Genomic DNA, 25,485 nt, shown 5'->3' with positions numbered 1-25,485 from the left:
CACCGACCCGCCACTCCATCAAACCCTCAACCCATAAGCAGCATTTAACCCAACGCGAAGAAACTGTCGTTGGACGTGATGGATGGTGCGGGCCGACTCTGCTGGTATGACCACCCCCACCGCGCACCACGCCCCCGCGGCCCGCACCACCGAGCGGACCGACGCGCTCGTCGCCGACATCCGTGAGGCCGTCGGCCGCGGCCTGCCGCCGGACCTGACCGCCTACCTCGTCGGCGAGCGGCTCGCGCCGCACCTCGGCGCGGCCGACCTGCTCACCCCCGAGCAGTGCGAGGGCGATCCCGACCGCTACCGCCAGCACCTCCTGCACGCGGAGGCCGACGGCAGCTTCTCCGTCGTCGCGCTCGTCTGGCTGCCCGGCCAGCGCACGTCCGTGCACGACCACGTCTCGTGGTGCGTGACCGGTGTGCACGAGGGCGAGGAGCACGAGCGCCGCTACCGGCTCGTGCCCGCGGCCGGGCCCGGCACGTCCGCGCGGCTCATCGCCACCGAGGACGTCGTCAACCCCACCGGCGCCGTCTGCGGCTTCGCGCCCCCCGGTGACATCCACCGGGTGTGGAACGCGGGCGCGGGGCGCGCGATATCCCTGCACGTCTACGGCGCGGACATCTCCCGCCTCGGCACCAGCGTGCGGCGGGTGTACGACCTGCCGGCCGACCGCTGATGGCGCTGCTGGGCCAGCGCCCGGCGAAGACCGGGCCCACCACCGGGCCCGCCACCGGGCCCACGGCCGGGCCCGGCCCCTGGCCGGGGCTCGCCCTCGCCGCGGGCGCGGTGGCGCTCGCCTGGCTGACGCACCGGCTGCTGCCCGGTCTGCCGATGCTGACCGTGGCCATCCTGCTCGGCCTGATCGCCGCGCACGTGCCCGGTACGCGCGCGTGGGTGCGGGGTCCCGCCAAGGCCGGGCTCACCTTCGCGGCGAAGCGCCTGATGCGGGTCGGCATCGTGCTCCTCGGCCTGAAGCTCAGCCTCGACGACGTGCTCGGCGTCGGCTGGCAGACCGTCGCGATGGTGCTCGTCACGGTGGCCGCGACCTTCTTCGGCACGTGGTGGCTGGGCCGCAGGCTCGGGCTTCCCGGGGACCAGCCCCTGCTGATCGCCACCGGCTACTCGATCTGCGGCGCGTCCGCGATCGGCGCGGTCGGTGACGTGTCCAAGAGCGAGGAGCGGGACACGGCCGTGTCCGTGGCCGTCGTCACGCTCTGCGGCACGCTGGCGATCGCCGTGCTTCCGCTGCTCCAGGGGCCGTTGGGGCTCAGCGACGCGGAGTTCGGGCGGTGGGTCGGGGCCAGCGTGCACGACGTGGGGCAGGTGGTGGCGACCGCGCAGACCGCCGGGGGTGCCGCCCTCGGGGAGGGCGTGCTCGTCAAGCTGATGCGGGTGGCCATGCTCGCGCCGCTCGTCGCCGCGGTCGCCGTCTCCGTACGGGCCCGGGGCGCGGCCGCGCCGGGCGAGCGGCGGCCCGCCGTGGTGCCGCTCTTCGTCGCGGGGTTCCTGGTGATGGTGGCCGTCCGGAGCACGGGGCTGCTGCCCGGAGCCGCCCTCGACGGCGCGGGCCACGCCCAGGAGCTGCTCCTCGGTGCGGCGCTCTTCGGGCTCGGCAGCGCGGTGGACCTGCGGTCGCTGGCCCGTACGGGGGGCCGGGTGGCCCTGGTGGGGCTGTGTGCGTGGGTGGTGGTGGCCGGGGTCTCCTACGCGGGCGTCTGCGCGACGGCGTGACCCGCGACCGAAGGCTCGCCCCCCCCCGGCGGGCTGGGGCGGGTGCCTGGCGGCACGGCTGAGCGGCACCTCGGCGCTGTGCCCACCCGTCCCGCCCTGCGGGACGATTGCCCACAGCGAGGTTCGGCTGCGGGTGTCCCGGGGCCGGCCCCGCCCCCAGCCCCAGCGCTCAGCCCGCGCTCCGCGCGGCAGGGAGATTCGGGTGGGCGGGTGGGAGAGGACCCGCCGCGGTAGCGGCGGGCAGGGTGGGCGGGTGGGAGAGGGGGGTCAGAGGCGGGCTCGGGCCAGTTGGCGGGACTGGGCTACCAGGCGGTCGGCCGTGTCCCAGACCTCGGCGTCCTCTTCGAGGAAGCCCCCGGCCAGGTTCCGCGTGGTGATGGAGACGCGCAGCGGCCCGGGCGCGGGCCTGGCCCGGATGTGGGCGGTCAGCTCGACGGTCGGCACCCAGCCGGAGAGCCCCATCTCGAACGCCGTCGGCGGCAGCGCGTCCACCGCGAGGAGCAGCGACAGCGGATCCGGGTCCCGCCCGTCCGCGAGACCGAACCAGCCGCGCATCTCGCCCTTCCCGGACGGCGCGCCGAGCGCCCACCCGAGCGTCGCCGGGTCGAGTTTCAGCCAGAGCCGGTCCGCGATCGCGGAGCTGCCCGGCACCGCCCCGCGGTCCGGCGCGTCGTCGGGCCCGAAGCACTGCTCGACGGGCGGCAGGGCGGGCGGCAGCGCCGTCGTGCGCACGTCGTCGGGCAGCGCGTCGAGGTCGCCGTACGAGGCGACGACGCGCAGCCGCTCGACCTCGCGCCCGCCCTCCTCCTGGTACAGGGAGGCCTGCCCGGTCGACAGGCCGCGCCCGGCGCGCACGATCTGCGTACGGACGACCGCGGGCCCCGGCTCGGACGCGGTCAGATAGTGCGCGGAGACCGTAAACGGGTCGGAGTGCGGCAGCGCGTGCGCGAGGGCGCGGCCGACGAGGGCCAGGAGGTAGCCGCCGTTGACGGCGCTGATGATGGTCCAGCCCGCCGAGAGCTCGGTGTCGTAGACGCCGGGTGCGCGCGCGAAGACCTCGGTGTCGCGGTCGAACTCGCTGTTGCCGATCGTCGCGCGCGGCGCGGGCGCCGCAGCAGTTTCCGCCATGCCGACAACGTACAACATGTAACTACTAAGCGGTAGCTTTTCTCTGTCAGGCGGCCGCCGGACGCCCCTCAGGCACCGTCCTCCGCGGCCGACGACCGGCGGTTCCACGCCCGCGGCGCCCGCCAGTGGTAGCGCATCGCGAGCAGCCGCAGCACGAAGGCCGTGACGATCGCGAGCCCGGTGGTGAACCCGTTCAGGGCGTCGTAGCGCAGGCACAGGGCGACGATCGCCGCGCCCACGATCGCGGGCACCGCGTACAGGTCGCGGTCCCAGCGGACCAGGGACGGCACCTCGTTGGCGACGATGTCGCGCAGCACACCGCCGCCGACGGCGGTGGCGAGGCCGAGCGTGGCGGACGCGGTGAGGCCGAGCCCGTAGTCGTACGCCTTCGTTGTCCCGGTGACGCAGAACAGACCGAGGCCCGCCGCGTCGAAGATGTTCACGGCGAGCTGGGTGCGCTCGACCACCGGGTGCAGGAAGAACACGAGGAGCGCGGCGAGCAGCGGGGTGAGGAAGTAACCGAGGTCCGTGAACGCGGCGGGCGGCACCGCGCCGATCACCAGGTCACGGAAGAGCCCGCCGCCCAGCGCGGTGACCTCGGCGAGGACGGCGATGCCGAAGACGTCGAAGTTCTTGCGGACGGCGAGCAGGGCGCCGGAGATCGCGAAGACGAAGATTCCGGCGATGTCCAGAGCATGCTGGACGGAGGGGCTGAACAAATCCTGAAGCACGCGTCATTCTCACCCGCCGGGTGAGCTCCCCCTGCCGTTCGCCGCGCGCCCCTCTTTCGCACCACGCGCCCCCTCTCGCGCTGCGCGCTCGTCCTCACACGCCGGACGGGCTCACCACACCCGGCGCCTGCCCGCCCCGAGCGGGGGCGGGCAAGCGGCGGCTCACTCCGGGTCGGCGGCCTTCTTCACGGCGGGAGCCGGGTCCGGGGCCGGGTCCGAGGCGGGGGCCGGGGCCTCGTCGGTGTCAGCCGCGGGCGCAGCCTCGGCCTCAGGAGCAGCCTCGGCCTCGGCCTCGGCCTCGTCGGCCGCCGTCGTGACCGTCACCACGTCGATCGCCTCCCGCGCCACCGAGAGCAGCTTCGTGTCCTCGGGAGCCTGGTCGGGCGCGTTCTCCGGGTGGTGGCAGGCCACCTGGTGGCTGGGCTCCAGGGTGAGGAACGACGGCTCCTTGACCGCGCAGATCTCCGTCGCCTTCCAGCAGCGCGTGTGGAAGCGGCAGCCGGTGGGCGGGTCGATCGGCGAGGGCACGTCGCCGCGCAGCAGGATGCGGTCGCTCTTGGTGCCGCGCCGCTTGGGGTCCGGCACCGGCACCGCGGAGAGCAGCGCCTTGGTGTACGGGTGCATCGGCTTGGTGTAGAGGTCCTTGCGGTCCGCGAGCTCGACCATCTTGCCGAGGTACATCACCGCGATCCGGTCGGACACGTGCCGGATGACCGACAGGTCGTGCGCGATGATCACATAGGTGAGACCCAGCTCGTCCTGGAGGTCGTCGAGGAGGTTGACGACCTGCGCCTGGATGGACACGTCGAGCGCGGAGACCGGCTCGTCGGCCACGACCAGCTTCGGCTTGAGCGCGAGCGCCCGCGCGATGCCGATGCGCTGGCGCTGACCGCCGGAGAACTCGTGCGGGTAGCGGTTGTAGTGCTCCGGGTTCAGGCCGACGCGCTCCAGCATCTCCTGGACGGTCTTCTTCAGGCCGCCCTCGGGCTTGACGCCCTGGAGCTTGAACGGCGCGCCCACGATCGTGCCGATGGTGTGGCGCGGGTTCAGCGAGGAGTACGGGTCCTGGAAGATCATCTGGACGTCGCGGCGCAGCGGACGCATCCGCGCGGTGCCCAGGTGGGTGATGTCCACGCCCTCGAACTCGACGCGCCCGCTGGTCGGTTCGAGCAGCCGGGTGATGAGCCGGCCCATGGTCGACTTGCCGCAGCCGGACTCGCCGACGACGCCGAGCGTTTCGCCGGACCGCACGTCGAAGGTGAGGCCGTCGACGGCCTGCACGGCCGCGACCTGGCGCTGGAGCAGCCCCTTCTTGATGGGGAAGTGCTTGACCAGGCCCTCGACCTTGAGCAGCGTCTCCCCGGCCTTCGCCTCCGACGGCTTCTTCGACTGCTCCGGGATCGTCATCTGTTCGGCTTTCTCGGGCACCGCGGCCGCGTCCGGCGCCGCGTCACGTTTCTCGGTCACAGCTTCGGCGCAATCTCTTCGGTCCAGATCCGGGTGCGCTCCTCGCGCGACATGTGGCAGGCCGAGAAGTGGCCGGTGCCGACCTCGGTCAGCTCGGGGCGCTCGGTCCGCGTCACGTTGTCCTTGGGCACGTCGGCGTAGGGGCACCGCGGGTTGAAGGCGCAGCCGCTCGGCAGGTTGATGAGGCTGGGCGGGGAGCCCTTGACCGGGACGAGGCGCTCGGTCTCCTCGCGGTCGATGCGCGGCATCGAGCCGAGCAGGCCCCAGGTGTAGGGGTGCTGTGGCTCGTAGAAGACCTCCTGGGCCGAGCCGCGCTCGACGCAGCGCCCGCCGTACATCACGAGGAGTTCGTCAGCCATCTCCGCCACCACGCCCAGGTCGTGGGTGATCATGATGACCGCGGAGCCGAACTCCTTCTGCAGGTCCCTGATCAGGTCCAGGATCTGCGCCTGGACCGTCACGTCGAGCGCCGTCGTGGGCTCGTCGGCGATCAGCAGCTCCGGGTTGTTGACCAGGGCCATCGCGATCATCGCGCGCTGGCGCATGCCGCCGGAGAACTCGTGCGGGTAGGAGTCGACCCGCTTGTCCGGCTGGGGGATGCCCACCCGGTCGAGCATCTCGATGGCGCGCTTGCGGGCGACCTTCTTGTCCACGTCGTGGTGGACCCGGTACGCCTCGGTGATCTGCTTGCCGATGGAGTAGTACGGGTGCAGCGCGGACAGCGGGTCCTGGAAGATCATCGCCATCTCGCGGCCGCGCAGCTTGCGCACCTCGTCCGGCGGCGCGCTGAGCAGCTCGGTGCCGTTCAGCCAGATCTCGCCGGACAGCTGCGGCTTGCGGCGGCCGTACTGACCGGCCGTGTGCAGGCCGAGGATGCCGAGCGAGGTCACGGACTTGCCGGATCCGGACTCGCCGACGATGCCGAGGGTGCGGCCCTTCTCCAGGGTGAAGCTCAGGCCGTCGACGGACTTCACCAGGCCGTCGTCGGTCGGGAAGTGCACCTTGAGGTCGCGGACCTCGAGGAAGGCGGTGGGTGCCGCGGAACCGGTGGTGGGCTCGCCCACCGCGGCTCCGCTCTTGCTCAGTTCGGTCATCCCAGCCTCACTCGCGGGTCAATGACGGCGTACAGAAGGTCCACGACGAGGTTGGCGACGGCGATGGCGAGTGCCGCGCACAGGGTGACGCCGAGGATCACGGGCAGGTCCTTGCTGCTGATGGCCCTGACCGCTTCGAGGCCGAGGCCCGGAAGGTTGAAGGTGGACTCGGTGAGCACGGCACCGCCCATGAGGACGCCGAGGTCGAGTCCGAAGACGGTGAGGATCGGCGTCATCGCGGAGCGCAGGGCGTGTCTGCGGATGACGACGGCCTCGCCGAGGCCCTTGGCGCGCGCGGTGCGGATGTAGTCCTCGCCGAGGACTTCCATCATGGTGGCGCGGGTGAGGCGCGCGTACATCGCGGCGTTGAGGAAGGCGAGCACGATCCACGGCAGGATCAGCGTCTGGACCCAGACGTCGATGCTGTCGTCCGTGGACAAGCTGTCGGCGATCTTCACCCAGCCCAGGTTGTGGACGAAGATGCCCATGGCGACCATGCCGGTGAAGAAGACGGGCAGCGAGACGCCGCCGAGGGCGGTGGTCATCGCGGCGCGGTCCCAGATCGTGCCCCGCTTGAGCGCGGAGACCACACCGGTGGCGACACCGGCGGCGAGCCACAGCACACAGGCGCCGGCGGCGAGCGCGCCGGTCACGGGCAGGGCGTCCTTCAGAGTCTCCCAGACGGGCGCCTCGGTGCGGAAGGAATAGCCGAAGCAGGGCGCCGGGCAGTGCGTGACGTCACTGCCGTTGGCGTAGTCCCGGCCCATCGGGATGCCCTTGATGAAGTCCCAGAACTGGACGATCAGCGGGTCGTCCAGGCCGAGCTTGGTCCGGATGCCGTCGAGCTGCTCGGCTCCGGCCTGCTTGCCGGCGAAGAGGACGGCGATGTCCTGTCCAGCCCACTTGGGCAGCATGAAGAAGACGGTGAAGGTCGCGAGCAGTACGACCAGCACCATGATGATGACGGCGATCAGGCGCCGGATGAGGTAAGCAAGCACTGTGCGCGGCCCGGCGGTGGCCCCGCGGCCCCCTCGTGAGGGGTGCGGGGCCACCGCCCGGGGCCATCACCTGCCCTTCGGACTGGCGGATATCGGCGGCGGTATGACGGTCAATCGACTACGGGTGCCACGGCGGGTGAGGCCCGCCGTGGCGGTCCGGCGTTACTTGCTGCTGACGCCGAGCGAGACGTAGTCGTACCGGCCGTTGTAGGCGTCGGACATGTAGGCGTTGGTCAGCCGCGGTCCGCGCCAGGTGATGTTCTTCTCGTACAGGAACGGCATCCAGTCGGCGTCGTCGAGGATGCGCTTGTCGAGCTGCTTGTAGATCTCACCGGCCTTGACCGGGTCGGTCTCGGCGATCGCCTTGTCGAAGAGCCCGTCGATCTTCTTGTCCTTGATCTGGGACTCGTTGTAGTTGCCGTTCTCGACCAGGAAGCGGGAGTCGAACAGCGGCTGCGCGTAGCCCTGGCCGGACGGGAAGTCGGGGCCCCAGCCGGACATCTGCATGCTGTAGCCGCGCTTCTTCACCACGGAGGGCGAACCGGTGATGCTGGCGGAGTCGGCGCCGTCGAGGGACTCGACCTCGATGTTGATGTTCGCCTTCTTCAGCTGGGCCTGCAGCGCCTCGGCGGTGTCGACCTCACCCGGGTTGTTGTTGCGGGCGGTGAGCTTGGCGCTGAAGCCGTTCGGCTTGTCGCACTGCTTCAGCTCGTCCTTGGCCTTGGCCAGGTCCGGCTTGCCCTTGCGCGCCAGGACGCCGTAGGGGTCGTAGTCGCTGTAGCCCGGGATCGCCTTGGGGAAGGTGCTGTTGGCGATGTCACCGGCGGCGAGCTTGCCGCCGCGGGTCTGCTGGAGGCTCGCGAAGTCCGTGGCGTAGAAGACGGCCTTGCGGCAGTGGACGTTGTCGAACGGCTTCGCCGTGTGGATCAGGGCGACGTAGCGCACGAAGGACGTGTGCATGTTGTCGACGCTGTCGCGGTGCTTCTGGACGGCGGTGACGCGGCCGGACTGGGTCATGCCGGTGCCGTTGAGGTCGACGTCGTAGTCGCCGGCCATCAGGCGCTTGTCGTTCTCCTCCAGGTTGGCGGAGATGGTGACGTCGATCTTGTCCGGGAGCGCCGGGCGGATCGGGTCCGAGGACTTCTTCCACTTGTCGTTGCGCACGAGCACGATCTTCTTGCCGGGCTTGTACGTGTCGAACTTGTACGGGCCCGAGGAGAACGGCCGCGAGGTGTACTTCGCCTTGGTGTCCTTCGCCGCCTTCACCGGGGAGCCGGAGGGCATCGCGAGGAACTGCTCGAAGTCACCGTTGCGCTTGGGCAGCTTGAAGATGATGGTCTTGTCGTCCGGCGTCTCGATCGCCTTCAGACCGAGCTTGTCCTTCGACTTGTCCTTGTACGGACCGGGGTACTCGCCCTTGGGGTCGAGGGCCTGGCGCAGATAGCCGGGGCCGCCGGTGATGGTGTCCTTGGCCCAGATGCGCTCGATCCCGTACTTGATGTCCTTGGAGGTCAGCGGCGAGCCGTCCTCCCAGGTGAGGCCGTCACGCAGCTCGTACGTGTACGTCTTGCCGTCGGCCGAGATCTTCGCGGTGGCCTTGGCGAGGTCCGGCACCAGCTTCGTGCCCGCCTTGCCCGGCTTGGTGTCGTACGACACCAGCTGGCGGGTGTAGAAGCGCATGAAGTCCCAGGACATGCCGTAGTACGCACGCTGCGGGTCGGCCGAGTCGAGGTCCTGCTTGCCGACCATGCGCAGGGTGCCGCCGGTCTTCTTGGAGGCCTTGGCGACCTTGTTCAGGGCGGCGTTGTAGCCGGCGCCCTTCCCGTCGCCGTCGCCGTCACCGTCGCCACCGCCGCAGGCCGTGGTGGTCACCAGGGCCGCGACGACGAGGGCCGCGCCCGCGGCGAGCCGCCTTTTCGGGGGAAGTGTGGGCATTTTCTCGCAACCTTCCAGATTCGCGGTTCCCTGGCTTATCGCTGCCGAAGAACCATGGAAAGAGCCACCTGACCAGCGGCAGGGGCAAGTCGATCGGGACTGCTAACGGGTTCCCTTGGGGTCGAGCGCGTCGCGCAGACCGTCCCCGAAGAGGTTGAAGGCGAGCACCGTGATGAAGATCGTCACACCCGGGAAGACCATGAACATCGGGTCGTGCTCGTACGTTTCGAGGGCGTCCCGCAGCATGCCGCCCCAGGAGGCGGTCGGCGGCTTGACACCCGCGCCCAGGAAGCTGAGGGCGGCCTCCGTGAGGATGTTCGTGGGGATCATCAGCGTCGCGTAGACGGTGATGGGCGCCACGAGGTTCGGCAGGAGTTCGCGGAACAGGATGTGGCGCCGCCCGCCGCCGAGGCTCTTGGCGGCCTCCACGTACTCGCGCTCCCTGAGCGAGAGCGTCTGACCGCGCACGATGCGCCCGATGTACGGCCAGCCGAAGAAGCCGATGACCAGGACGAGGATCGCGACGCGCACGCTCGTCCCTTCGAGCCCCAGGAAGTCGTCGGGAAGGACCGAGACCAGGGAGATGATGAAGAGCAGCTGCGGGAAGGAGAGCAGCACGTCCATCACGCGGCTGATCAGGGCGTCGACCCAGCCGCCGAAGTAGCCGGCGATGATCCCGAAGAGGGTGCCGAGCACGACGGCGACGATGGCCGCGAGGAAGGCCACGAGCAGCGAGATGCGTGCTCCGTAGACGATCCGGCTGAACACGTCGCGGCCCTTGTTGGGCTCGACTCCGAAGAGGTAGTCGCTGCTCACGCCGCCGAACGAGCCCGTGGGCAGGTTGGTCAGCGGGTCCAGCTTCTCCTGGTGGAAGTCGTTCGGCGGGTGTCCGAGCACGCTGACGATCAGGGGTGCGAACACCGCGATGAGGACCAGGAGGACCACCGTGATGCCGCCCGCGAGGGCGACCTTGTCGCGCTTCAGGCGGTTCCAGGCGATCTGCGTGAGGGAGCGCCCCTCGACCTTCTTCCCCCCTGCACCAGCTGCGGGGGCGACTTCCTCCGTGGGTTTCGCGTCCGCAGGTGTGTCATGCAATGGCGCCGTCATCGTGGCAGGGACCCCTCTCAACCGGCGGTGACCGGCCCGCACTTGCCGCTGTAGCGACGTGATCAGTCCGTCGTACACAGGGGCGAAGGCCCCTTGGAGCGGGAGTCTTCAACGGGGTCGTGATCTGTTACCAGACTTGTCGGGGAATGGATGCGCAACCGTGATGCTGATCGAGGTGTTCCGTTATCCGGACGTCACTGAACGACGGTCGAACACGGGGCAGTTGGGGGCACAGCCACCACTCGCGTCCATACGCCCACTCCTGCCCCAGAAGGGGACATCGCGCATGTCGACGCTGATCAGGCCATCGCCTCGAAGCGGAATCCAGCCACCGCCTCGATCATGACGAGAGGCACGCGGTGGGATTGCCACCGCTTTCGTCAGAGATGTCTCAGTATTGGGCGGGATAGCCGTATCCGCCCGCGGCGGGGGCCGGGGACGCCTGCGCGTCGCGGTCGTAGAACGGCCGGGCGTTGGCACGCAGCCACAGCGCGACCGGGTCGTGCGGATCGGCCATCGCGACGGTCGACACGGGCAGCCCCTCGGGGACGGCGCCGATGGACTGCCGCATCATCGCGCGCACCGCGTCGACGGACCCGGGCGAGGTGTCGTACACATCCAGACCGATGGCCAGATAGGGGGCGCCGAGCACCGGCTGGACCCAGGCGCGGCGCAGCGCGCGGACGGCCGCGGTGCGGTGTGCGTTCTGGGTCAACAGCGCATAGAACTGCGGGAGTTCGATGGTCGGATCGGTCATCCGCAGCGGGCCCGCCGGCTGTGCGGAGAGGCCGTCGGCGATGCGCCGCAGATCGAGCCAGGGGACGCCGACGCCGCCGCCCGGGGCGTGCGGGTTGAGCCACAGTCCGTAGTGGTCCGGGTACAGCGAGCGGGCCACGTCGAGGCCGCCCACCACCTCGTAGCCGCGGTTCCAGCCGCTCACGGAGAGCTCCTGGGCGGAGGTCACGCACGGTGCGTAGCCGTACCCCTCCACCTCCATGTTCCCGTACTGGGCGTCGGGGGATCCGGCCTGGCCGTGCCAGAGCAGCATCCACACCTTGCCGTCGGCGAGGGCGTGCAGGAGCGCCTCGTACGCGTCATAGCGCCCCGGCGCCACCTGGCGCAGCATGTGCTCGACCTGTCCGGCCGCAGCGGTGCCCGACGCGCTCACCCGTAACCGCCCCTTCGCGACGTGCCCTGCGCGGTCGTTGCGCCGACCGCGTCACCGGGAACAGCTTAAGCGGGACGTAGCGACTTAGCGCTTGAACAGGTCTGCCGTGCTGTGCCGTCCTGCGTCCGCGGCCTCGTCGTGGCTGGGCGCGCAGTTCCCCGCGCCCCTTCGGGGCGCTCCCCTAGACCGCGGTGAAGAAGGGGCGGAGCCTTGCTCGCATCCAGTCGGCCACCGGGTCCTGGGTCGCGTCCAGGAGGACCAGGTTGACCGGCCAGGGGGCCGGGGTCCGGCCGAGGGCGCGGCCCAGGGCCTGTAGGGGCAGTTCCCTGGCGTCCCCCTCCCAGGAGGACAGCTCGACGCCGATGAAGAGGGTGGGTGCCTCGTCCTCGACGGTGGCGAGACAGCGCCGCGCGCTGAGCACCGCGCCGGTCGCCTCGAACTCCCGGGCCGCGGCGGACAGGAAGTCCACCGGGTCGTCCTGCCAGTCCGGCTCGAAGAGCCGCACCCGGCCGCCGCTCGTGGGCCCGTCCAGCTCCGTCCGCCCCACCTGGCACAGCGCGGCCACCGCGGCGGGCGGCAGCGGCACCGCCACCGTGCCCTCCGGGTTGAGCGCGATGCCGAGCTCGGGCGCCAGGCCGCGCGCGAACTCCACCGCGGGCGCCACCGCGCAGCTCATCCGCCCCTCGGTGGCCTGCCGGAACTCCTGCTCGGAGGTGAAGACGGGCACGTACGCCTGTCCGTCCAGCTCCAGCGTCGGCAGGTCGAGCGTGCCGCTCTCGGGGCCGCCCCCGTTCGGCAGCGGGATCCACAGCGCGCTGCGGCCGAGCACCTCGACCATGCGGGCGCCCGTCGCCTCGGACGGCGGGGCGCCGAGCGAGGCGGCGAGCACCTGCTCCAGTTCGTTCGCGGGCCAGCCGCCGTGCGGATGGGCGTGCGCCTGTGCCGGTACGTCCCCCGGAAATGCCATCTGTCTCGACCCCTGCTCTCCGTGCTGTTCTGCGGCCCGACCCTAACGCCGTCCGCCGCGCGGGCCGCGGCCTACCCGCCTTCGCCCTCGAAGCCGAGGTCGCGCAGCTCCCCCGCCGCCCGGCGGTCGAGCAGCACCGCCGAGCCGCAGCCGCGCGGCAGCTCTCCGCTCTCGGCGGCCCGGACCAGGCGGCCGACCGTCCTGCGGTGCCGGGCGAAGGCGTACCGCGAGACGCCGCGACCCCGGGCGCGCTGGCCGTCGAGGGCGACCGGCGCGGGCACGTCGAGGAGGAGCAGGTGCAGCGTGGCGCCGCGCCGGGCGGCCGCGCGGGCGAGCCAGCGGCGCACCCAGGGCTGCGTACCGCAGTCGTGGACGACGACGCCGGTGCCGGCGCGCAGCGTCCGGAGCAGGTGCGCGTAGTGCGCGACGCGGACCAGGGGGCGGTAGAGCGCGTACGGGATCCGGCGCGGCACGCGGGCCGCCCAGCGGTCGCGGGTGTCCTGGGAGTCCACCCGCGGGCCCGCCACGGCGCGCCGCATGAGCGTGGACTTGCCGCTGCCGGGGAGCCCGGAGACCACGACGACGTCACCGGCGGAGAACACCAGACGGCGCGGGCCGCGCCCGGCGCGGCCCCTGAGGTCGCGCACCACGGCCCGCGGGGAACCGGTGGCGGCCTCGCGCGCCGGGCCCGCGGGGGCGCCCGGCTGCGGGGGCAGCGCGACGCCCGCACCGGGCAGCACGGCTCCCGCCTTGGGCAGCGAGACACCCGTGGTCGTCGCGTAAGCACTGCTCCTGCGCACCGTGATCGGCCTCCCCATGCTCGTCACGTCACTCATCCCCAGTACTTCTCCGTCGAGTGTAAAGAGACGGTAATGCCCTACGAAGACGACACCGGGGGACTCCCTGGTTGCGGCTGTTGTGAAGCGGGGGCGCGTGCAATGATGTGCGCGCCAACTCCATACCGGCCGCTTGAATCCGCGCGGGAGAGTCCCCGGTGACGCGTGAGCGTCGCGGGGCGCCGAAGGAGCAAGTTCCTCCCTTGAATCTCTCAGGCCCCGTACCGCGCGGGCGAGGCACATCTGAAAAGCGAGCCACTCCCCCGACGAGCGCGACCAGGTCGGCCGGCGGGACGGCTCCACCCAAGGTGCAAGTCATGCTCCGTTATACGCGCGGGGCATGGTGAACCTCTCAGGTTTATGACAGATGGGGAGGACCGACCTCGCCCGTCATGCCCTGGAGCCAGTACTGATGAGTCAGACCGCACGCGCCCCACGTCAGACCGCCCTCGACGCCCTGCACCGGTCGCTGGGCGCCACCATGACCGACTTCGCGGGCTGGGACATGCCGCTGCGGTACGGCAGCGAGCGCGACGAGCACAACGCCGTGCGCACCAAGGCCGGCCTCTTCGACCTCTCCCACATGGGCGAGATCACCGTGCGCGGCACCCAGGCCGTGGACCTGCTGAACTTCGCGCTCGTGGGCAACATCGGCTCCGTCTCCGTGGGCCGCGCCCGCTACACCATGATCTGTCAGCAGGACGGCGGCATCCTGGACGACCTGATCGTCTATCGCCTGGCCGAGACCGAGTACATGGTCGTGGCCAACGCCTCCAACGCCCAGACCGTCCTGGACGCCCTCACCGAGCGCGCCCCGGGCTTCGACGCCGAGGTCCGCGACGACCGCGACGCCTACGCCCTGATCGCCGTGCAGGGCCCGGAGTCCCCCGGCATCCTGAAGTCCCTCACGGACGCCGACCTGGACGGCCTGAAGTACTACGCGGGCCTGCCGGGCACCGTGGCGGGCGTGCCCGCCCTGATCGCCCGCACGGGCTACACCGGCGAGGACGGCTTCGAGCTGTTCGTGCGCCCCGAGTACGCCGAGAAGCTGTGGCAGGCGCTCACGGACGCGGGTACCCCCGTCGGGCTCACGCCATGCGGCCTGTCCTGCCGCGACACGCTCCGCCTGGAGGCGGGCATGCCGCTGTACGGCAACGAGCTGACGACGTCCCTCACCCCCTTCGACGCGGGCCTCGGCCGGGTCGTGAAGTTCGACAAGACGACGCACGCCGACGACTTCGTGGGCCACGACGCCCTCAAGGCCGCCGCCGAGCGCGCCGCGACCGCGCCGCCGCGCAAGCTCGTCGGTCTGATCGCCGAGGGCCGCCGGGTCCCGCGCGCGGGCATGGACGTCGTGGCGGACGGCCAGGTCATCGGCCAGGTCACCTCCGGCGCCCCGTCGCCGACGCTCGGCAAGCCGATCGCGATGGCGTACGTCGACCCGGGCCACGCCGAGCCCGGCACGGCAGGGGTGGGCGTGGACATCCGCGGCACCCACGAGCCCTACGAGGTCGTGGCGCTGCCGTTCTACAAGCGGCAGAAGTGACGCGCGCCCCGCGCCGGAACTGATCACAGGGACCGATCGCACGGACGCGCCGGGTCCGGTCCGTCCCCCGGCGTCCCGCCCGTCCCGTCTCACTCCGTAAGACTGCACATCCCCGCGTTCATCAGCACACGCCCGCGTACAGGAGAATTCACGCCATGAGCAACCCCCAGCAGCTGCGTTACAGCAAGGAGCACGAGTGGCTGTCGGCCACCGAGGACGGTGTGGCGACGGTCGGCATCACCGAGTTCGCGGCCAACGCGCTCGGCGACGTCGTCTTCGCCCAGCTCCCGGCGGTCGGCGACACCGTCGCCGCGGGTGAGACCTGCGGCGAGCTGGAGTCGACGAAGTCGGTCAGCGACCTGTACTCGCCGGTTTCGGGCGAGGTCGTCGAGGCCAACCAGGACGTTGTGGACGACCCGTCCCTGGTGAACTCGGCCCCCTTCGAGGGCGGCTGGCTGTTCAAGGTGCGCGTCGCCGAGGAGCCGGGCGACCTGCTCTCCGCCGACGAGTACACCGCGTTCGCAGGCAGCTGACCACGGCGTAAGGACTGATCTTCCGATGTCGCTTCTGAACACCCCTCTCCACGAGCTCGACCCGGACGTCGCCGCGGCCGTCGACGCCGAGCTGAACCGCCAGCAGTCCACCCTGGAAATGATCGCCTCGGAGAACTTCGCTCCGGTCGCCGTCATGGAGGCCCAGGGCACGGTCCTCACCAACAAGTACGCCGAGGGCTACCCGGGCCGCCGCTACTACGGCGGCTGCGAGCACGTCGACGTCACCGAGCAGATCGCGATCGACCGGGTCAAGGACCTGTTCGGCGCCGAGTACGCGAACGTCCAGCCGCACTCCGGCGCCTCCGCCAACCAGGCCGCCCTCTTCGCGATCGCCAAGCCCGGCGACACGATCCTCGGCCTGGACCTGGCGCACGGCGGCCACCTCACCCACGGCATGCGCCTGAACTTCTCCGGCAAGCAGTTCAACGTGGTCGCGTACCACGTCGACGAGGCCGGTCTGGTCGACATGGCCGAGGTCGAGCGCCTGGCCAAGGAGAACAACCCGAAGGTGATCATCGCGGGCTGGTCCGCCTACCCGCGCCGGCTCGACTTCGCCGAGTTCCGCCGGATCGCCGACGAGGTCGGCGCGTACCTGTGGGTCGACATGGCGCACTTCGCCGGTCTCGTCGCCGCGGGCCTGCACCCGAACCCGGTGCCGTTCGCGGACGTGGTGACCTCCACCACGCACAAGACGCTCGGCGGCCCGCGCGGCGGCATCATCCTGGCCCGCTCCAAGGAATTCGCGAAGAAGCTGAACTCCGCGGTCTTCCCGGGCTTCCAGGGCGGCCCCCTGGAGCACGTGATCGCGGCCAAGGCCGTCTCCTTCAAGGTCGCGGCCTCGGACGAGTTCAAGGAGCGTCAGCAGCGCACTCTGGACGGCGCCCGCATCCTGGCCGAGCGCCTGGTCCAGGCGGACGTGACCGAGCACGGCGTCTCGGTCCTCTCCGGCGGCACGGACGTGCACCTGGTCCTGGTCGACCTGCGGAACTCCGAGCTCGACGGCCAGCAGGCCGAGGACCGCCTGCACGAGGTCGGCATCACGGTCAACCGCAACGCGGTCCCGAACGACCCGCGCCCGCCGATGGTCACCTCCGGCCTGCGCATCGGCACGCCCGCCCTGGCCACCCGCGGTTTCGGGGCCGAGGACTTCCGCGAGGTCGCGGACGTGATCGCCGAGACCCTCAAGCCGGACTTCGACGCCGCGGCCCTCGCGGCCCGGGTGTCCGCTCTGGCCGCGAAGCACCCGCTGTACCCCGGCCTGAAGTAGTTTCGTACGCTTTTATTGGTACGGACTTCCGGGGCACCGCGCACACTGGACATGAGGACGGTGTACACGGTGCCCCGCACCACGTGCCCCACCAGCAGTCCCGCACCGCCCGCGTAGCACCGCCGAGCCCGTAGCACCGCCCTCGCACGACCGGCAGACAACGGCGTCTACCACCCACCATTGGAGTTCTCTCGTGGCCATCTCGGTCTTCGACCTGTTCTCGATCGGCATCGGCCCGTCCAGCTCCCACACGGTCGGCCCGATGCGCGCGGCGCGCATGTTCGCCCGCCGCCTCAAGAACGAGGGCCTGCTGGCCCACACCACGGCCGTACGCGCCGAGCTGTACGGCTCCCTCGGCGCCACTGGCCACGGCCACGGCACGCCCAAGGCGGTCCTGCTCGGTCTGGAGGGCGAGTCCCCGCGCACGGTGAACGTGGAGTCGGCCGACGACCGCGTCGAGGAGATCAAGACCTCCCGCCGCCTCAACGTCCTGGGCATGCACGAGATCGACTTCGACTTCGACGAGGACCTGGTCCTGCACCGCCGCAAGGCGCTGCCGTACCACGCCAACGGCATGACGGTCTTCGCGTACGACACGGACGGCGCCCTGGTCCTGGAGAAGACCTACTACTCGGTGGGCGGCGGCTTCGTCGTCGACGAGGACGCGGTGGACGGCCAGAGCCCGATCGTCCCCGACGACACGGTCCTGAAGTACCCCTTCCGCACCGGTGACGAGCTGCTGCGCCTCTCCGCCGAGACCGGCCTCTCCATCTCCGCGATGATGCTGGAGAACGAGAAGGCCTGGCGCACCGAGGACGAGATCCGCGAGGGCCTCCTCGACATCTGGCGCGTGATGCAGGCCTGCGTCTCCCGCGGCATGTCCCGCGAGGGCATCCTGCCCGGCGGTCTGAAGGTCCGCCGCCGCGCCGCGCACTCCGCGCGCCAGCTGCGCGCCGAGGGCGACCCGCAGGCCCGCGCGATGGAGTGGATCACGCTCTACGCGATGGCGGTGAACGAGGAGAACGCCGCGGGCGGCCGCGTCGTGACCGCCCCGACGAACGGCGCCGCGGGCATCATCCCGGCCGTCCTGCACTACTACATGAACTTCGTGCCCGGCGCCGACGAGGAGGGCGTCGTCCGCTTCCTCCTCGCCGCCGGTGCCATCGGCATGCTCTTCAAGGAGAACGCCTCCATCTCCGGCGCCGAGGTCGGCTGCCAGGGCGAGGTCGGCTCCGCCTGCTCGATGGCGGCGGGCGCCCTCGCCGAGGTCCTCGGCGGCTCCCCCGAGCAGGTCGAGAACGCCGCCGAGATCGGCATGGAGCACAACCTGGGCCTGACCTGCGACCCGGTCGGCGGCCTGGTCCAGATCCCGTGCATCGAGCGCAACGGCATGGCCGCGGTGAAGGCCGTCACCGCCGCCCGCATGGCCATGCGCGGCGACGGCTCCCACAAGGTGTCCCTCGACAAGGTCATCAAGACCATGAAGGAGACCGGCGCGGACATGTCCGTGAAGTACAAGGAGACGGCGCGCGGCGGCCTCGCGGTGAACATCATCGAGTGCTGAGCGCGTTGTGTGCCACGAGTGACTCCACCAGGCCGGCGCGGGTGTTCGGGTAGTCCATCGGCACGATCCCGAGCCCGCGCCAGGCCCGCCCCTCGGCGCTGTCGATGAGGGCGTGCACCCGCGGGTTCAGGTTGTCGGAGTTCCAGCGCGGCGGCAGCCCGGCCGCCGTGCTCACGAAGTTGACGTACTGCTTTCCCGGCTGGCTCGCGGCCTTCCGGAAGTGCGTCTCGATCTTCGGGTACTTCGCCGCCGGGGCGGCGTTCCAGTCGTCCTGGAGGTCGAAGAGGCCGCCGTCGCCCCAGCGGATGCCGCCGGGAAGCCCGCCGTTGTCGGCGATGAGCACGACCCGGCCGCGGGCGTCCCCGAGGCGTGGCCAGGCCTGCCCGATGTGGAACAGGGACCGCCACCCCCGCCGGTCCAGATAGTCCTCGAAGATCGCCCGGAACGTGCTGTCGCTCTCCTGCGAGTACTCCTGCTTGACCCGCATGAGGACGGTCTCCCCCGGCTGGGCGGCGAGGAAGTCGCGGCAGGCACCGAGCACGTCGTCGAAGTTCAGGTTCTGGTAGAACGCCGCGTGGTGGATGGTGAAGGACCCCTCGAAGGCCCGGCACCGGATGTCCAGGAACCGTATGCCGGAGGCCAGTTGCTGCCCCAGGGTGGTGTTCTGGCACTCCACCCACCAGCCGCCGAACCGGGCGCCGGAGTCGTGCGTGCCCGGAATCGTGAGGCGCTGCAAGGGAGTTGAGCCGTCGATCCCGGCCAGCCAGCCGCGGCCGTCCAGGGGGCGGGCGACGGCCCGCGCGGCGGACGTACCGACGAGGGCCGCGGACGCGGTGGCACCGGCGGCGGCGAGGAAGGTGCGACGGCTGAGGGCCATGTGGGTTCCCGTGGGGGTGGGGGGCGTGGGAAGGGCCCTCAGTATGGGTGGGAACGCCTGTACAGGGGAACGGTCAATCCACAGTCAACCGTTCACGTTTCACCGACCGCCGGCGCGAACCCCCCACATCCCACGCTGCCCGGCCGTGATCCGCTCCCTCCCCCCCCCACCTCCGGAGGTCACCCATGCTGCGCGGCATCGACGTCAGCTCCCACCAGTCGTCCTTCTCGACCGAAGGCGTCTCCTTCGTCATCGTCAAGGCCACCGAGGGCCGCACCTACATCAACCCACGTCTGTCGGCCCAGACGAAACGGGCCCGCGAGGCCGGGTGCGTCATGGGCTTCTACCACTTCCTGTGGCCCGGCAACATCACGGCCCAGGCGGAGTACTTCGTCGCCAAGGCCCCCGAGAAGGCGGGTGACTTCCTGGCCGTGGACTGGGAGTGGACGGGCGACCACACGGCGGCGACGAACGCGGAGAAGGACCGCTTCATCAAGGAGGTCAAGCGCCTGCGCCCGAACCTGCGGACCGTTCTGTACACGAACCGCGACTTCTGGCTGAACCGGGACACGACGTCGTACGCGGGCGACGGCCTCTGGATCGCCGACTACGTGACGGCGGGCAAGCCCCGCATCCGTGCCGACTGGCGCATCCACCAGTACACGTCCACGCCCCTGGACAAGAACGTGGCGGACTTCGCCAGCAAGGACGCGATGCGGGACTGGGCCACGCCCTAGCCCGGCCGCGGGCCCGTCAGCCGCCCCGACGCTACGGCCGCACCACGATCTTGCCGGTGTGGGTGTTCGACTCCATCAGACGGTGGGCCTCCGGCATGCGGTCCAGGCCGTCGAAGACCTCGGCGATCTCGGGCCGGAGCGAGCCGTCCGCGAGGCCGGAGAAGAGGTAGCCCGCGGCGCGACGACGGTCTTCCGGTGTGGGGAAGGCCGCCAGGTTGGCGTAGCCGTGCACGGTGAGGGGCCAGTTCATGGGGAGGACCGTGGGGCGCAGGTCGAGCCAGCCGTAGCTGACCAGGGTGCCGCCCGGTGCGACGGCACCGCCGAGCTCCTGGAAGCCGGGGCCGCCGATCGCGTCCAGGACGATCTCGACGCCGCGTCCCGAGGTCAGGCGCCTGCTCTCCTTCGCCACGTCCTTCTCGCCGTCCGTCACGACGACATGGGCGGCGCCGAGGTCGAGGAGCCGCTGCCGCTTGACCTCGGTGCGGGTGGTGGCGATCGGGACGGCGCCCGCGCGGCGCACCACCTGGATCGCGGCAGTGCCCACGCCGCTGGACGCGCCGGTGATCAGGACGTGGTCGCCGGGCCGCATCCCCGCGACCACCTGGAGGGCGCCGTACGCGGTGGAGTACGTGAGCCACGCGGCGGCCGCCGTGACCGGGTGCACCGCCGCGGGGCGGCGCACGACCACGGTCTCGGGCAGCACGACGCGGTCCGCGTACACGCCGTGGGTGCTCAGATGGAAGTCGGCGGCCACCAGGACGGGGTCGCCGGGCGCGAGGTCCGTGACGCCGCCACCGACGGCCTCCACGACGCCCGCGGCCTCGTATCCGTTGCGTGAGCCGGGCAGGGTCGGCGGGTAGTAGTACGCGCCGGAGCGCAGCAGGGCCTCGGCCCTGTTGAGGCCGAGCGCCTCGACCTTCAGCTGGACCTCGCCCGGCCCCGGAGCGGGCAGCCTCAGATCGTGTACGCGCAGGACCTCGGGGCCGCCGGTCTCGTCGAAGAGCACGGTGCGGGCGGTAGTCGATGTCGTCATGCCCGAAACGCTATGCGGGGCAGGCCGATACGAGCTATGCCCGCAGATCTCTGCTTTATGTCCGCGCGTCTCAACCACCGAGCCGTGCGCTACCTTTCCGGCATGGACGTACTCAGTGACGCGGTGGCCGCCATGCGGCTCGGGCGGCCGCACTCGGCGATCCGGGACAAGTACGGGACGTGGGGCGTCCACTTCGGGACGCACGGCGGGGCCGGGTTCCACGTACTCCTGCGGGGTTCGGCCTGGCTCCTTCCCGGCGGGGACGCGGAACCGGTCGCGCTCGCGCCCGGCGACATCGTCTTCCTCGCGCACGGCTGCGGCCACGCGCTCGCCAGCGAGCCCGGCGCGCCCCTGGAGCGGTTCGAGCTGAACCCGGACGGGAGCTGGCCCGCGCCGCCGCCGCAGGTGCCGCGCGCGGAGTCGGGGGCCGCGCCATCCGCGGTGATCCTGTGCGGGGCCTACCAGTTGGACCGGGCCCGGGCGCATCCGCTGCTCTCCGAGCTGCCCGCCGTCGTGCACCTGCCCGCGCGCGTGGGCACCCACCACTCCCTGCGCACCACCGTGGAACTGCTCGGTGCCGAACTGGAGGACCCGCAGCCCGGCTCGGACACCATCGTCCCGGCGCTCCTGGACACGATGCTCCTGTATCTGCTGCGCGCGTGGTGGCTGGGCGAGCGGTACGGCACGGGGCATCCGACCGGGTGGGCCGCGGCGCTCGCCGACACCGGGGTCGCGACGGCGCTCCGCGCGATGCACGCGGAGCCGACGCGGGCCTGGACGGTCGAGGAGCTCGGGGCGCTCGCGGGGCTCTCCCGTGCGGCGTTCGCGCGGCGGTTCGCGGGTTCGGTGGGGGTGCCGCCGCTGGCCTATCTGACGTGGTGGCGGATGACGGTCGCGGGGCGGGCCCTCCGCACGGGCGACGCCCCCCTGCGCGTGGTCTCCCAACAGGCGGGCTACACCTCGGAGTTCGCCTTCGCCAAGGCCTTCAAACGGGAATTCGGCGTGGCCCCGGGCCGCTACCGGAGACTGGGCGGGACCGGGTAGCGCCGCCTACCGAGCGAAGAACAAGGCCTCCGCGCCCACCGGGCGGAACCCCGCCGCCTGGAAGGCGCGTACGCTGCGGGCGTTGCCCGGGGCCTGCTGGGCCCACACCACCCCGCCCCCGGGCACGAGGCACCGCGCCGCCGAGGCGAGCGCCCGCCCGAGGCCCCGGTGCCGGGCCGACTCGTCGACCTCGACGGACACCTCCCAGCGCCCCGCGACCCCGCGCCCGATGGTGACGACGCCGCCCGCCTCCGACGCCCACACCCGCACGTCGTCGCGGCGCTTGAGGGCCCGTGCCACGCGGGGGTGGTCGGGGTCGTCAAGGGCGCGCAGGCCGAGGGCGGGGTCCGGCGGCCCGTCCACGGCGGACGCCGCGGTGACGAGGTCGATGGTGTCGACGGCCCGCCCCGTCCGGTCCGCGAAGGCGGTGAGGAAGCGCGGGTTCATCGTCGCGGCGAGCGGGTCGCAGCCCGCCCCCGCCACGGCGGCCCGTACCCAGTCCGGGTCCTCGTCGGTGAAGACGACGGTGTGCGCCGTGAACGACATCACCCCGGCATCGCGCGGCGACGGCTGCGGCACGACGGTGGTGGTGCCGTCGGCAGCGGGGAACTCACCGCGGGCGGCGGCGGTGAGGATGGCGTCGAGCGACGCCGATGCGCTGGCCATGGCCGTACTCCCTGCAATTGGCACCCGGAACGGCCGTTACCCTAACCCCCGTCAGTACGACACGAAGAAGGGGCGGACCCGGTGGCGGACATCGAGGAAGCACGCAAGCAGTTCGACCGGTTCGACGCGGACGGCGACGGCTACATCACGGCGGCGGAGTACAAGACCGCCATGGCACAAATGGGGGACTTCAACGTCACCGAGTCGGTGGCCGAGGCCATCATCAAGTCCAAGGACCAGAACGGCGACAAGCTGCTCTCCTTCGACGAGTTCTGGGCCACGCTGAACAAGGCCTGAGCAAGGCCTGAGCGGACCCCGAACCACCGGACGGGCCAGGGCCTCCTGGCCCGTCCGACGTTTCACGCCCCGGCGCCCCGAAGGCCCCGCACGCTCCAGCGGCCCTCGCGCCGCTCCACCCGCACCGGGTGGTCGAAGCACGCGCTGATCAGCTCCGTCGTCACCACGTCCCGCACGGCCCCCGAGGCGAGCACCCGGCCCTCCCGCAGCAGCACCGCGTGGGTGGTGCCGACGGGCAGTTCCTCCAGGTGGTGGGTGACGAGGACCGTGGCCAGGCGGGGGTGGGCGGTCCGCAGCGCCTCGAGGCTGTCGAGGAGCCGCTCGCGGCCCGGCAGATCGAGCCCGGTGGCGGGCTCGTCGAGGAGCAGGAGCCGGGGGCCGGGCATGAGGGCGCGGGCGATCAGCGCCCGGCCGCGCTCGCCCTGCGACAGCGTGGGCCAGCGCGCGTCGGCGCGGGCGGCCAGGCCCATGGCCCCGATCAGCGCCTCGGCCCGCGCGCGCTGGGCCGGCGACGGATGCCGGTGCGGCATGCGGGCCACGCTGTTGGTGAGCCCTGTGAGCACGACCTCGCGCACGGGCAGCGGCGAGCGCAGCGGGTGCCGGGGGTCGACGTGCCCGAGGTGGGCGCGCAGTTCGCGCAGGTCGACGGTGCCGAGGCGGCTGCCGAGCACGTCCACCGTGCCGTGCGTGGGGTGCGTCAGGGCGCCGAGCAGACCCAGGAGCGTGGACTTGCCCGCGCCGTTGGCGCCGAGCAGGGCCCAGTGCTCCCCGGCCCCGACCGTGAGCGAGACGCCGTCGAGGATGCGGCGCCCTTCGCGGACCACGGCGACGGAGTCGGCGCGCAGGACGGGAGCGCCCCCGGCCGCCGTCGGGGAAGCGCCCGGGGCGGTGAGCGTGGCGGGCCCGGCCGCCGTCATGCCGTCGTCACCGCGGCGTCCCGCGACGTCCGCTGTGCGAGGCCGCGGTTCACCGCCGACACCACCGCCTGCACGGACGCGGTGAGGAGCGAGGTGTCCACGCCCGCGCCCCAGACGTCACCGCCCCCGCCGACGCGGCAGCGCGCGTAGGCCGCCGCCTCGCTGGTGCCGCCGGAGGCCAGGGCGTGCTCGCTGTAGTCGAGGACGTCGACGGCGATGCCCGCGGCGCCGAGCGCGGCCACGAAGGCGGACAGCGGGCCGTTGCCGACGCCCTCGAAGTCACCGGGGCGGCCGTTCACGTCGAGGGTGCAGACGCAGCGGTGCAGGCCGTCGGGGGTGGTGTCCGCGCCCCAGGCCAGGACCGACACCGCCCCGCCGGAACCCGGCCTGCCCGGCGTCAGGTACGTGGTCCGGAACAGCTCGTACAGCTCCTCGGGGCGGGCCTCGCGGCCGCTGCCGTCGGTCGTCTCCTGCACCACGCGGGCCACGTCGGGGCGCATCGCCGCGGGCAGGTCGAGCCCGTGGCGGGTCCGCAGCAGATACGCGGTACCGCCCTTGCCCGACTGGGAGTTGACCCGGATCACCGCCTCGTACGAGCGTCCGACGTCGGCCGGGTCGATCGGCAGGTACGGCACGCTCCACGGCGCGAGGCCGGGCTCCACGCCCAGGTCCGCCGCCCGCTTGGCGTGGTGGGCCAGGCCCTTGGCGATGGCGTCCTGGTGGGTGCCGGAGAACGCGGTGTGCACGAGGTCGCCCGCGTACGGGTGGCGCGGGTGCACGGGAAGGCGGTTGCAGTGCTCGACGACCTCGCGGACCGCGTCGATGTCGGACAGGTCGACCATGGGGTCGACGCCCTGCGCGTACAGGTTGAGCGCGAGCGTCACCAGGTCGACGTTCCCGGTGCGCTCGCCGTTGCCGAACAGACAGCCCTCGACGCGCTGGGCCCCGGCGAGCAGCGCGAGTTCGGCGCAGGCGACGCCGGTGCCGCGGTCGTTGTGCGGGTGCACGGACAGGATGACGGAGTCGCGCCGGGCCAGGTGCCGGTGCATGTACTCGATCTGGTCGGCGTACACGTTCGGCGTGGCTATCTCGACGGTCGCCGGGAGGTTGTGCGTGACGGGCCGGTCCGGGCTCGCGTCCCACAGCTCGGTGAGGGAGTCACACAGCTCCAGGACGTAGTCGGGCTCGGTGAGGTTGAAGGTCTCCGGCGCGAACTGGAAGCGGATGTCGGCGTCCGGACGGGCGTCCGCGAGGCGGGCCAGGTGCGCCGCGGCCGCGCGCGCGACGGCGGCCACCGCCGGACGGTCCTTGCCGAGCACGACCTCGCGCCACACCGGCGAGGTGGCGATGTACAGGTGGACCACGGCGCGCGGCAGCCCGTCGACGGCCTCGAAGGTGCGGTCGATGAGGTCGGGCCGGGCCGGGGTGAAGACGACGGGCGTGACGTCGTCCGGTACGGCTCCGGAGCGCACCAGGTCCACCAGGTGCCGGACGAAGTCGAAGTCCGCCCGGCTCGCCGACGGATAGCCGACCTCGATCTCCTTGAACCCCATGGACACGAGCAGGTCGAAGAGACGGCGCTTGCGCGCGGTGTCCATCGGCTCGGCCAGGGCCTGGTTGCCGTCGCGCAGGTCGACGGGGACCCAGAGCGGGGCGGCGGTGAGCCGGGCCGAGGGCCAGCTCCTGGCCCGGAGCGGGACGTCCACCCGCTCGCCGTACGGAACGTAGCGGTGCGTGGGCATGGGGCTGGGGCGCTGGGGATTCCAGGGATACGAGAGCACGCGCCTCAGCCTAGGCAGACCTCAGGTCCTCAGA

The 25,485-nt window shown here is 71.7% G+C and carries 24 protein-coding genes and 1 riboswitch; of the genes, 9 read left to right on the top strand and 15 right to left on the bottom strand.

What is annotated here, in order from left to right:
* Positions 1 to 106 precede the first annotated feature (106 nt).
* Both CP982_RS29190 and CP982_RS29185 read left to right on the top strand, forming a co-directional pair.
* Positions 107 to 682 (top strand): cysteine dioxygenase family protein, encoded by a 576-nt coding sequence (locus CP982_RS29190; protein ID WP_144321068.1) that lies wholly within the window; start codon positions 107 to 109, stop codon positions 680 to 682.
* Positions 682 to 1,737 (top strand): YeiH family protein, encoded by a 1,056-nt coding sequence (locus CP982_RS29185; protein WP_150513199.1) that lies wholly within the window; start codon positions 682 to 684, stop codon positions 1,735 to 1,737. Before CP982_RS29190 ends, CP982_RS29185 begins: the two co-directional genes overlap by 1 nt.
* A 267-nt stretch (positions 1,738 to 2,004) precedes the next feature.
* Here the strand turns inward: CP982_RS29185 and CP982_RS29180 are convergent, their stop codons facing one another.
* The 10 genes from CP982_RS29180 to CP982_RS29135 form a co-directional block, all read right to left on the bottom strand.
* Positions 2,005 to 2,865 carry a thioesterase family protein gene (locus CP982_RS29180; RefSeq protein ID WP_170316503.1) on the bottom strand — a complete coding sequence of 287 codons (861 nt, stop codon included), beginning with the start codon at positions 2,863 to 2,865 and terminating at the stop codon, positions 2,005 to 2,007.
* 68 nt (positions 2,866 to 2,933) lie between these two features.
* On the bottom strand, positions 2,934 to 3,596 hold the full coding sequence (locus CP982_RS29175) for a trimeric intracellular cation channel family protein (protein WP_030676279.1): 663 nt from the start codon (positions 3,594 to 3,596) through the stop codon (positions 2,934 to 2,936).
* Positions 3,597 to 3,758: 162 nt separating this feature from the next.
* A complete protein-coding gene (locus CP982_RS29170; RefSeq protein ID WP_150515762.1) occupies positions 3,759 to 5,003 on the bottom strand; it encodes an ABC transporter ATP-binding protein in 1,245 nt (414 codons plus the stop codon).
* Positions 5,004 to 5,059: 56 nt separating this feature from the next.
* Entirely contained in the window at positions 5,060 to 6,157 is a 1,098-nt protein-coding gene (locus CP982_RS29165) for an ABC transporter ATP-binding protein (protein WP_150513197.1), read from the bottom strand.
* On the bottom strand, positions 6,154 to 7,155 hold the full coding sequence (locus CP982_RS29160; protein ID WP_150513196.1) for an ABC transporter permease: 1,002 nt from the start codon (positions 7,153 to 7,155) through the stop codon (positions 6,154 to 6,156). The genes CP982_RS29165 and CP982_RS29160 overlap by 4 nt, the downstream gene beginning before the upstream one ends.
* 162 nt (positions 7,156 to 7,317) lie before the next feature.
* Positions 7,318 to 9,090, bottom strand: a complete 1,773-nt coding sequence (locus CP982_RS29155) for an ABC transporter substrate-binding protein (RefSeq protein ID WP_150513195.1) — start codon at positions 9,088 to 9,090, stop codon at positions 7,318 to 7,320.
* A gap of 102 nt (positions 9,091 to 9,192) precedes the next feature.
* Positions 9,193 to 10,197, bottom strand: coding sequence for an ABC transporter permease (locus CP982_RS29150; protein WP_150513194.1), 1,005 nt, complete (start codon positions 10,195 to 10,197; stop codon positions 9,193 to 9,195).
* A 391-nt stretch (positions 10,198 to 10,588) separates the two neighbouring features.
* The gene (locus CP982_RS29145; protein ID WP_150513193.1) at positions 10,589 to 11,365 is read right to left on the bottom strand and encodes an enhanced serine sensitivity protein SseB C-terminal domain-containing protein; all 777 of its coding nucleotides are present in this window, start codon (positions 11,363 to 11,365) and stop codon (positions 10,589 to 10,591) included.
* 181 nt (positions 11,366 to 11,546) lie between these two features.
* Entirely contained in the window at positions 11,547 to 12,332 is a 786-nt protein-coding gene (locus CP982_RS29140; RefSeq protein WP_150513192.1) for an enhanced serine sensitivity protein SseB, read from the bottom strand.
* A 71-nt stretch (positions 12,333 to 12,403) separates the two neighbouring features.
* A complete protein-coding gene (locus CP982_RS29135; protein ID WP_229878465.1) occupies positions 12,404 to 13,168 on the bottom strand; it encodes an AAA family ATPase in 765 nt (254 codons plus the stop codon).
* Between the two features lie 134 nt (positions 13,169 to 13,302).
* A riboswitch (glycine riboswitch) is annotated at positions 13,303 to 13,405 on the top strand.
* A gap of 175 nt (positions 13,406 to 13,580) precedes the next feature.
* Between CP982_RS29135 and gcvT the strand changes: the two genes are divergently transcribed.
* The 4 genes from gcvT (at position 13,581) to CP982_RS29115 (ending at position 18,099) form a co-directional block, all read left to right on the top strand.
* On the top strand, positions 13,581 to 14,714 hold the full coding sequence (gcvT, locus tag CP982_RS29130) for a glycine cleavage system aminomethyltransferase GcvT (RefSeq protein ID WP_150513191.1): 1,134 nt from the start codon (positions 13,581 to 13,583) through the stop codon (positions 14,712 to 14,714).
* Between the two features lie 155 nt (positions 14,715 to 14,869).
* Positions 14,870 to 15,247 (top strand): glycine cleavage system protein GcvH, encoded by a 378-nt coding sequence (gene gcvH / locus CP982_RS29125; protein ID WP_150513190.1) that lies wholly within the window; start codon positions 14,870 to 14,872, stop codon positions 15,245 to 15,247.
* A 25-nt stretch (positions 15,248 to 15,272) separates the two neighbouring features.
* Positions 15,273 to 16,535 (top strand): serine hydroxymethyltransferase, encoded by a 1,263-nt coding sequence (gene glyA / locus CP982_RS29120; RefSeq protein WP_150513189.1) that lies wholly within the window; start codon positions 15,273 to 15,275, stop codon positions 16,533 to 16,535.
* A 193-nt stretch (positions 16,536 to 16,728) separates the two neighbouring features.
* Positions 16,729 to 18,099, top strand: a complete 1,371-nt coding sequence (locus tag CP982_RS29115; protein ID WP_150513188.1) for an L-serine ammonia-lyase — start codon at positions 16,729 to 16,731, stop codon at positions 18,097 to 18,099.
* Here CP982_RS29115 and CP982_RS29110 read toward each other — a convergent pair.
* A complete protein-coding gene (locus CP982_RS29110; protein WP_150513187.1) occupies positions 18,086 to 18,976 on the bottom strand; it encodes a phosphatidylinositol-specific phospholipase C in 891 nt (296 codons plus the stop codon). The two genes, CP982_RS29115 and CP982_RS29110, sit on opposite strands and share 14 nt — an antisense overlap.
* Positions 18,977 to 19,161: 185 nt before the next feature.
* Between CP982_RS29110 and CP982_RS29105 the strand changes: the two genes are divergently transcribed.
* Positions 19,162 to 19,713: a glycoside hydrolase family 25 protein gene (locus tag CP982_RS29105; protein WP_150513186.1), complete on the top strand. Its 552-nt coding sequence runs from the start codon at positions 19,162 to 19,164 to the stop codon at positions 19,711 to 19,713.
* Between the two features lie 31 nt (positions 19,714 to 19,744).
* Here CP982_RS29105 and CP982_RS29100 read toward each other — a convergent pair whose 3' ends face one another.
* Entirely contained in the window at positions 19,745 to 20,746 is a 1,002-nt protein-coding gene (locus CP982_RS29100) for a zinc-dependent alcohol dehydrogenase family protein (protein WP_150513185.1), read from the bottom strand.
* A 102-nt stretch (positions 20,747 to 20,848) separates the two neighbouring features.
* Here CP982_RS29100 and CP982_RS29095 point away from each other — a divergent pair, with 102 nt between their 5' ends.
* The gene (locus tag CP982_RS29095; RefSeq protein WP_150513184.1) at positions 20,849 to 21,790 is read left to right on the top strand and encodes an AraC family transcriptional regulator; all 942 of its coding nucleotides are present in this window, start codon (positions 20,849 to 20,851) and stop codon (positions 21,788 to 21,790) included.
* A 6-nt stretch (positions 21,791 to 21,796) separates the two neighbouring features.
* Here CP982_RS29095 and CP982_RS29090 read toward each other — a convergent pair whose 3' ends face one another.
* On the bottom strand, positions 21,797 to 22,456 hold the full coding sequence (locus tag CP982_RS29090; RefSeq protein ID WP_150513183.1) for a GNAT family N-acetyltransferase: 660 nt from the start codon (positions 22,454 to 22,456) through the stop codon (positions 21,797 to 21,799).
* Positions 22,457 to 22,537: 81 nt separating this feature from the next.
* Between CP982_RS29090 and CP982_RS29085 the strand changes: the two genes are divergently transcribed.
* Positions 22,538 to 22,753, top strand: a complete 216-nt coding sequence (locus tag CP982_RS29085; protein WP_150513182.1) for an EF-hand domain-containing protein — start codon at positions 22,538 to 22,540, stop codon at positions 22,751 to 22,753.
* Between the two features lie 62 nt (positions 22,754 to 22,815).
* Here the strand turns inward: CP982_RS29085 and CP982_RS29080 are convergent, their stop codons facing one another.
* Together CP982_RS29080 and leuA are read right to left on the bottom strand one after the other, a co-directional pair.
* On the bottom strand, positions 22,816 to 23,670 hold the full coding sequence (locus CP982_RS29080) for an ABC transporter ATP-binding protein (RefSeq protein ID WP_150513181.1): 855 nt from the start codon (positions 23,668 to 23,670) through the stop codon (positions 22,816 to 22,818).
* Positions 23,667 to 25,412, bottom strand: a complete 1,746-nt coding sequence (gene leuA, locus CP982_RS29075) for a 2-isopropylmalate synthase (RefSeq protein WP_184925243.1) — start codon at positions 25,410 to 25,412, stop codon at positions 23,667 to 23,669. Before leuA ends, CP982_RS29080 begins: the two co-directional genes overlap by 4 nt.
* Positions 25,413 to 25,485: the final 73 nt, after the last annotated feature.

It is taken from the genome of Streptomyces spectabilis (assembly GCF_008704795.1).
GTDB classification, from domain to species: domain Bacteria; phylum Actinomycetota; class Actinomycetes; order Streptomycetales; family Streptomycetaceae; genus Streptomyces; species Streptomyces spectabilis.
The sequence above is the reverse complement of the archived record's forward strand: the minus strand, read 5'-3'. Positions and strand labels throughout refer to the sequence as shown.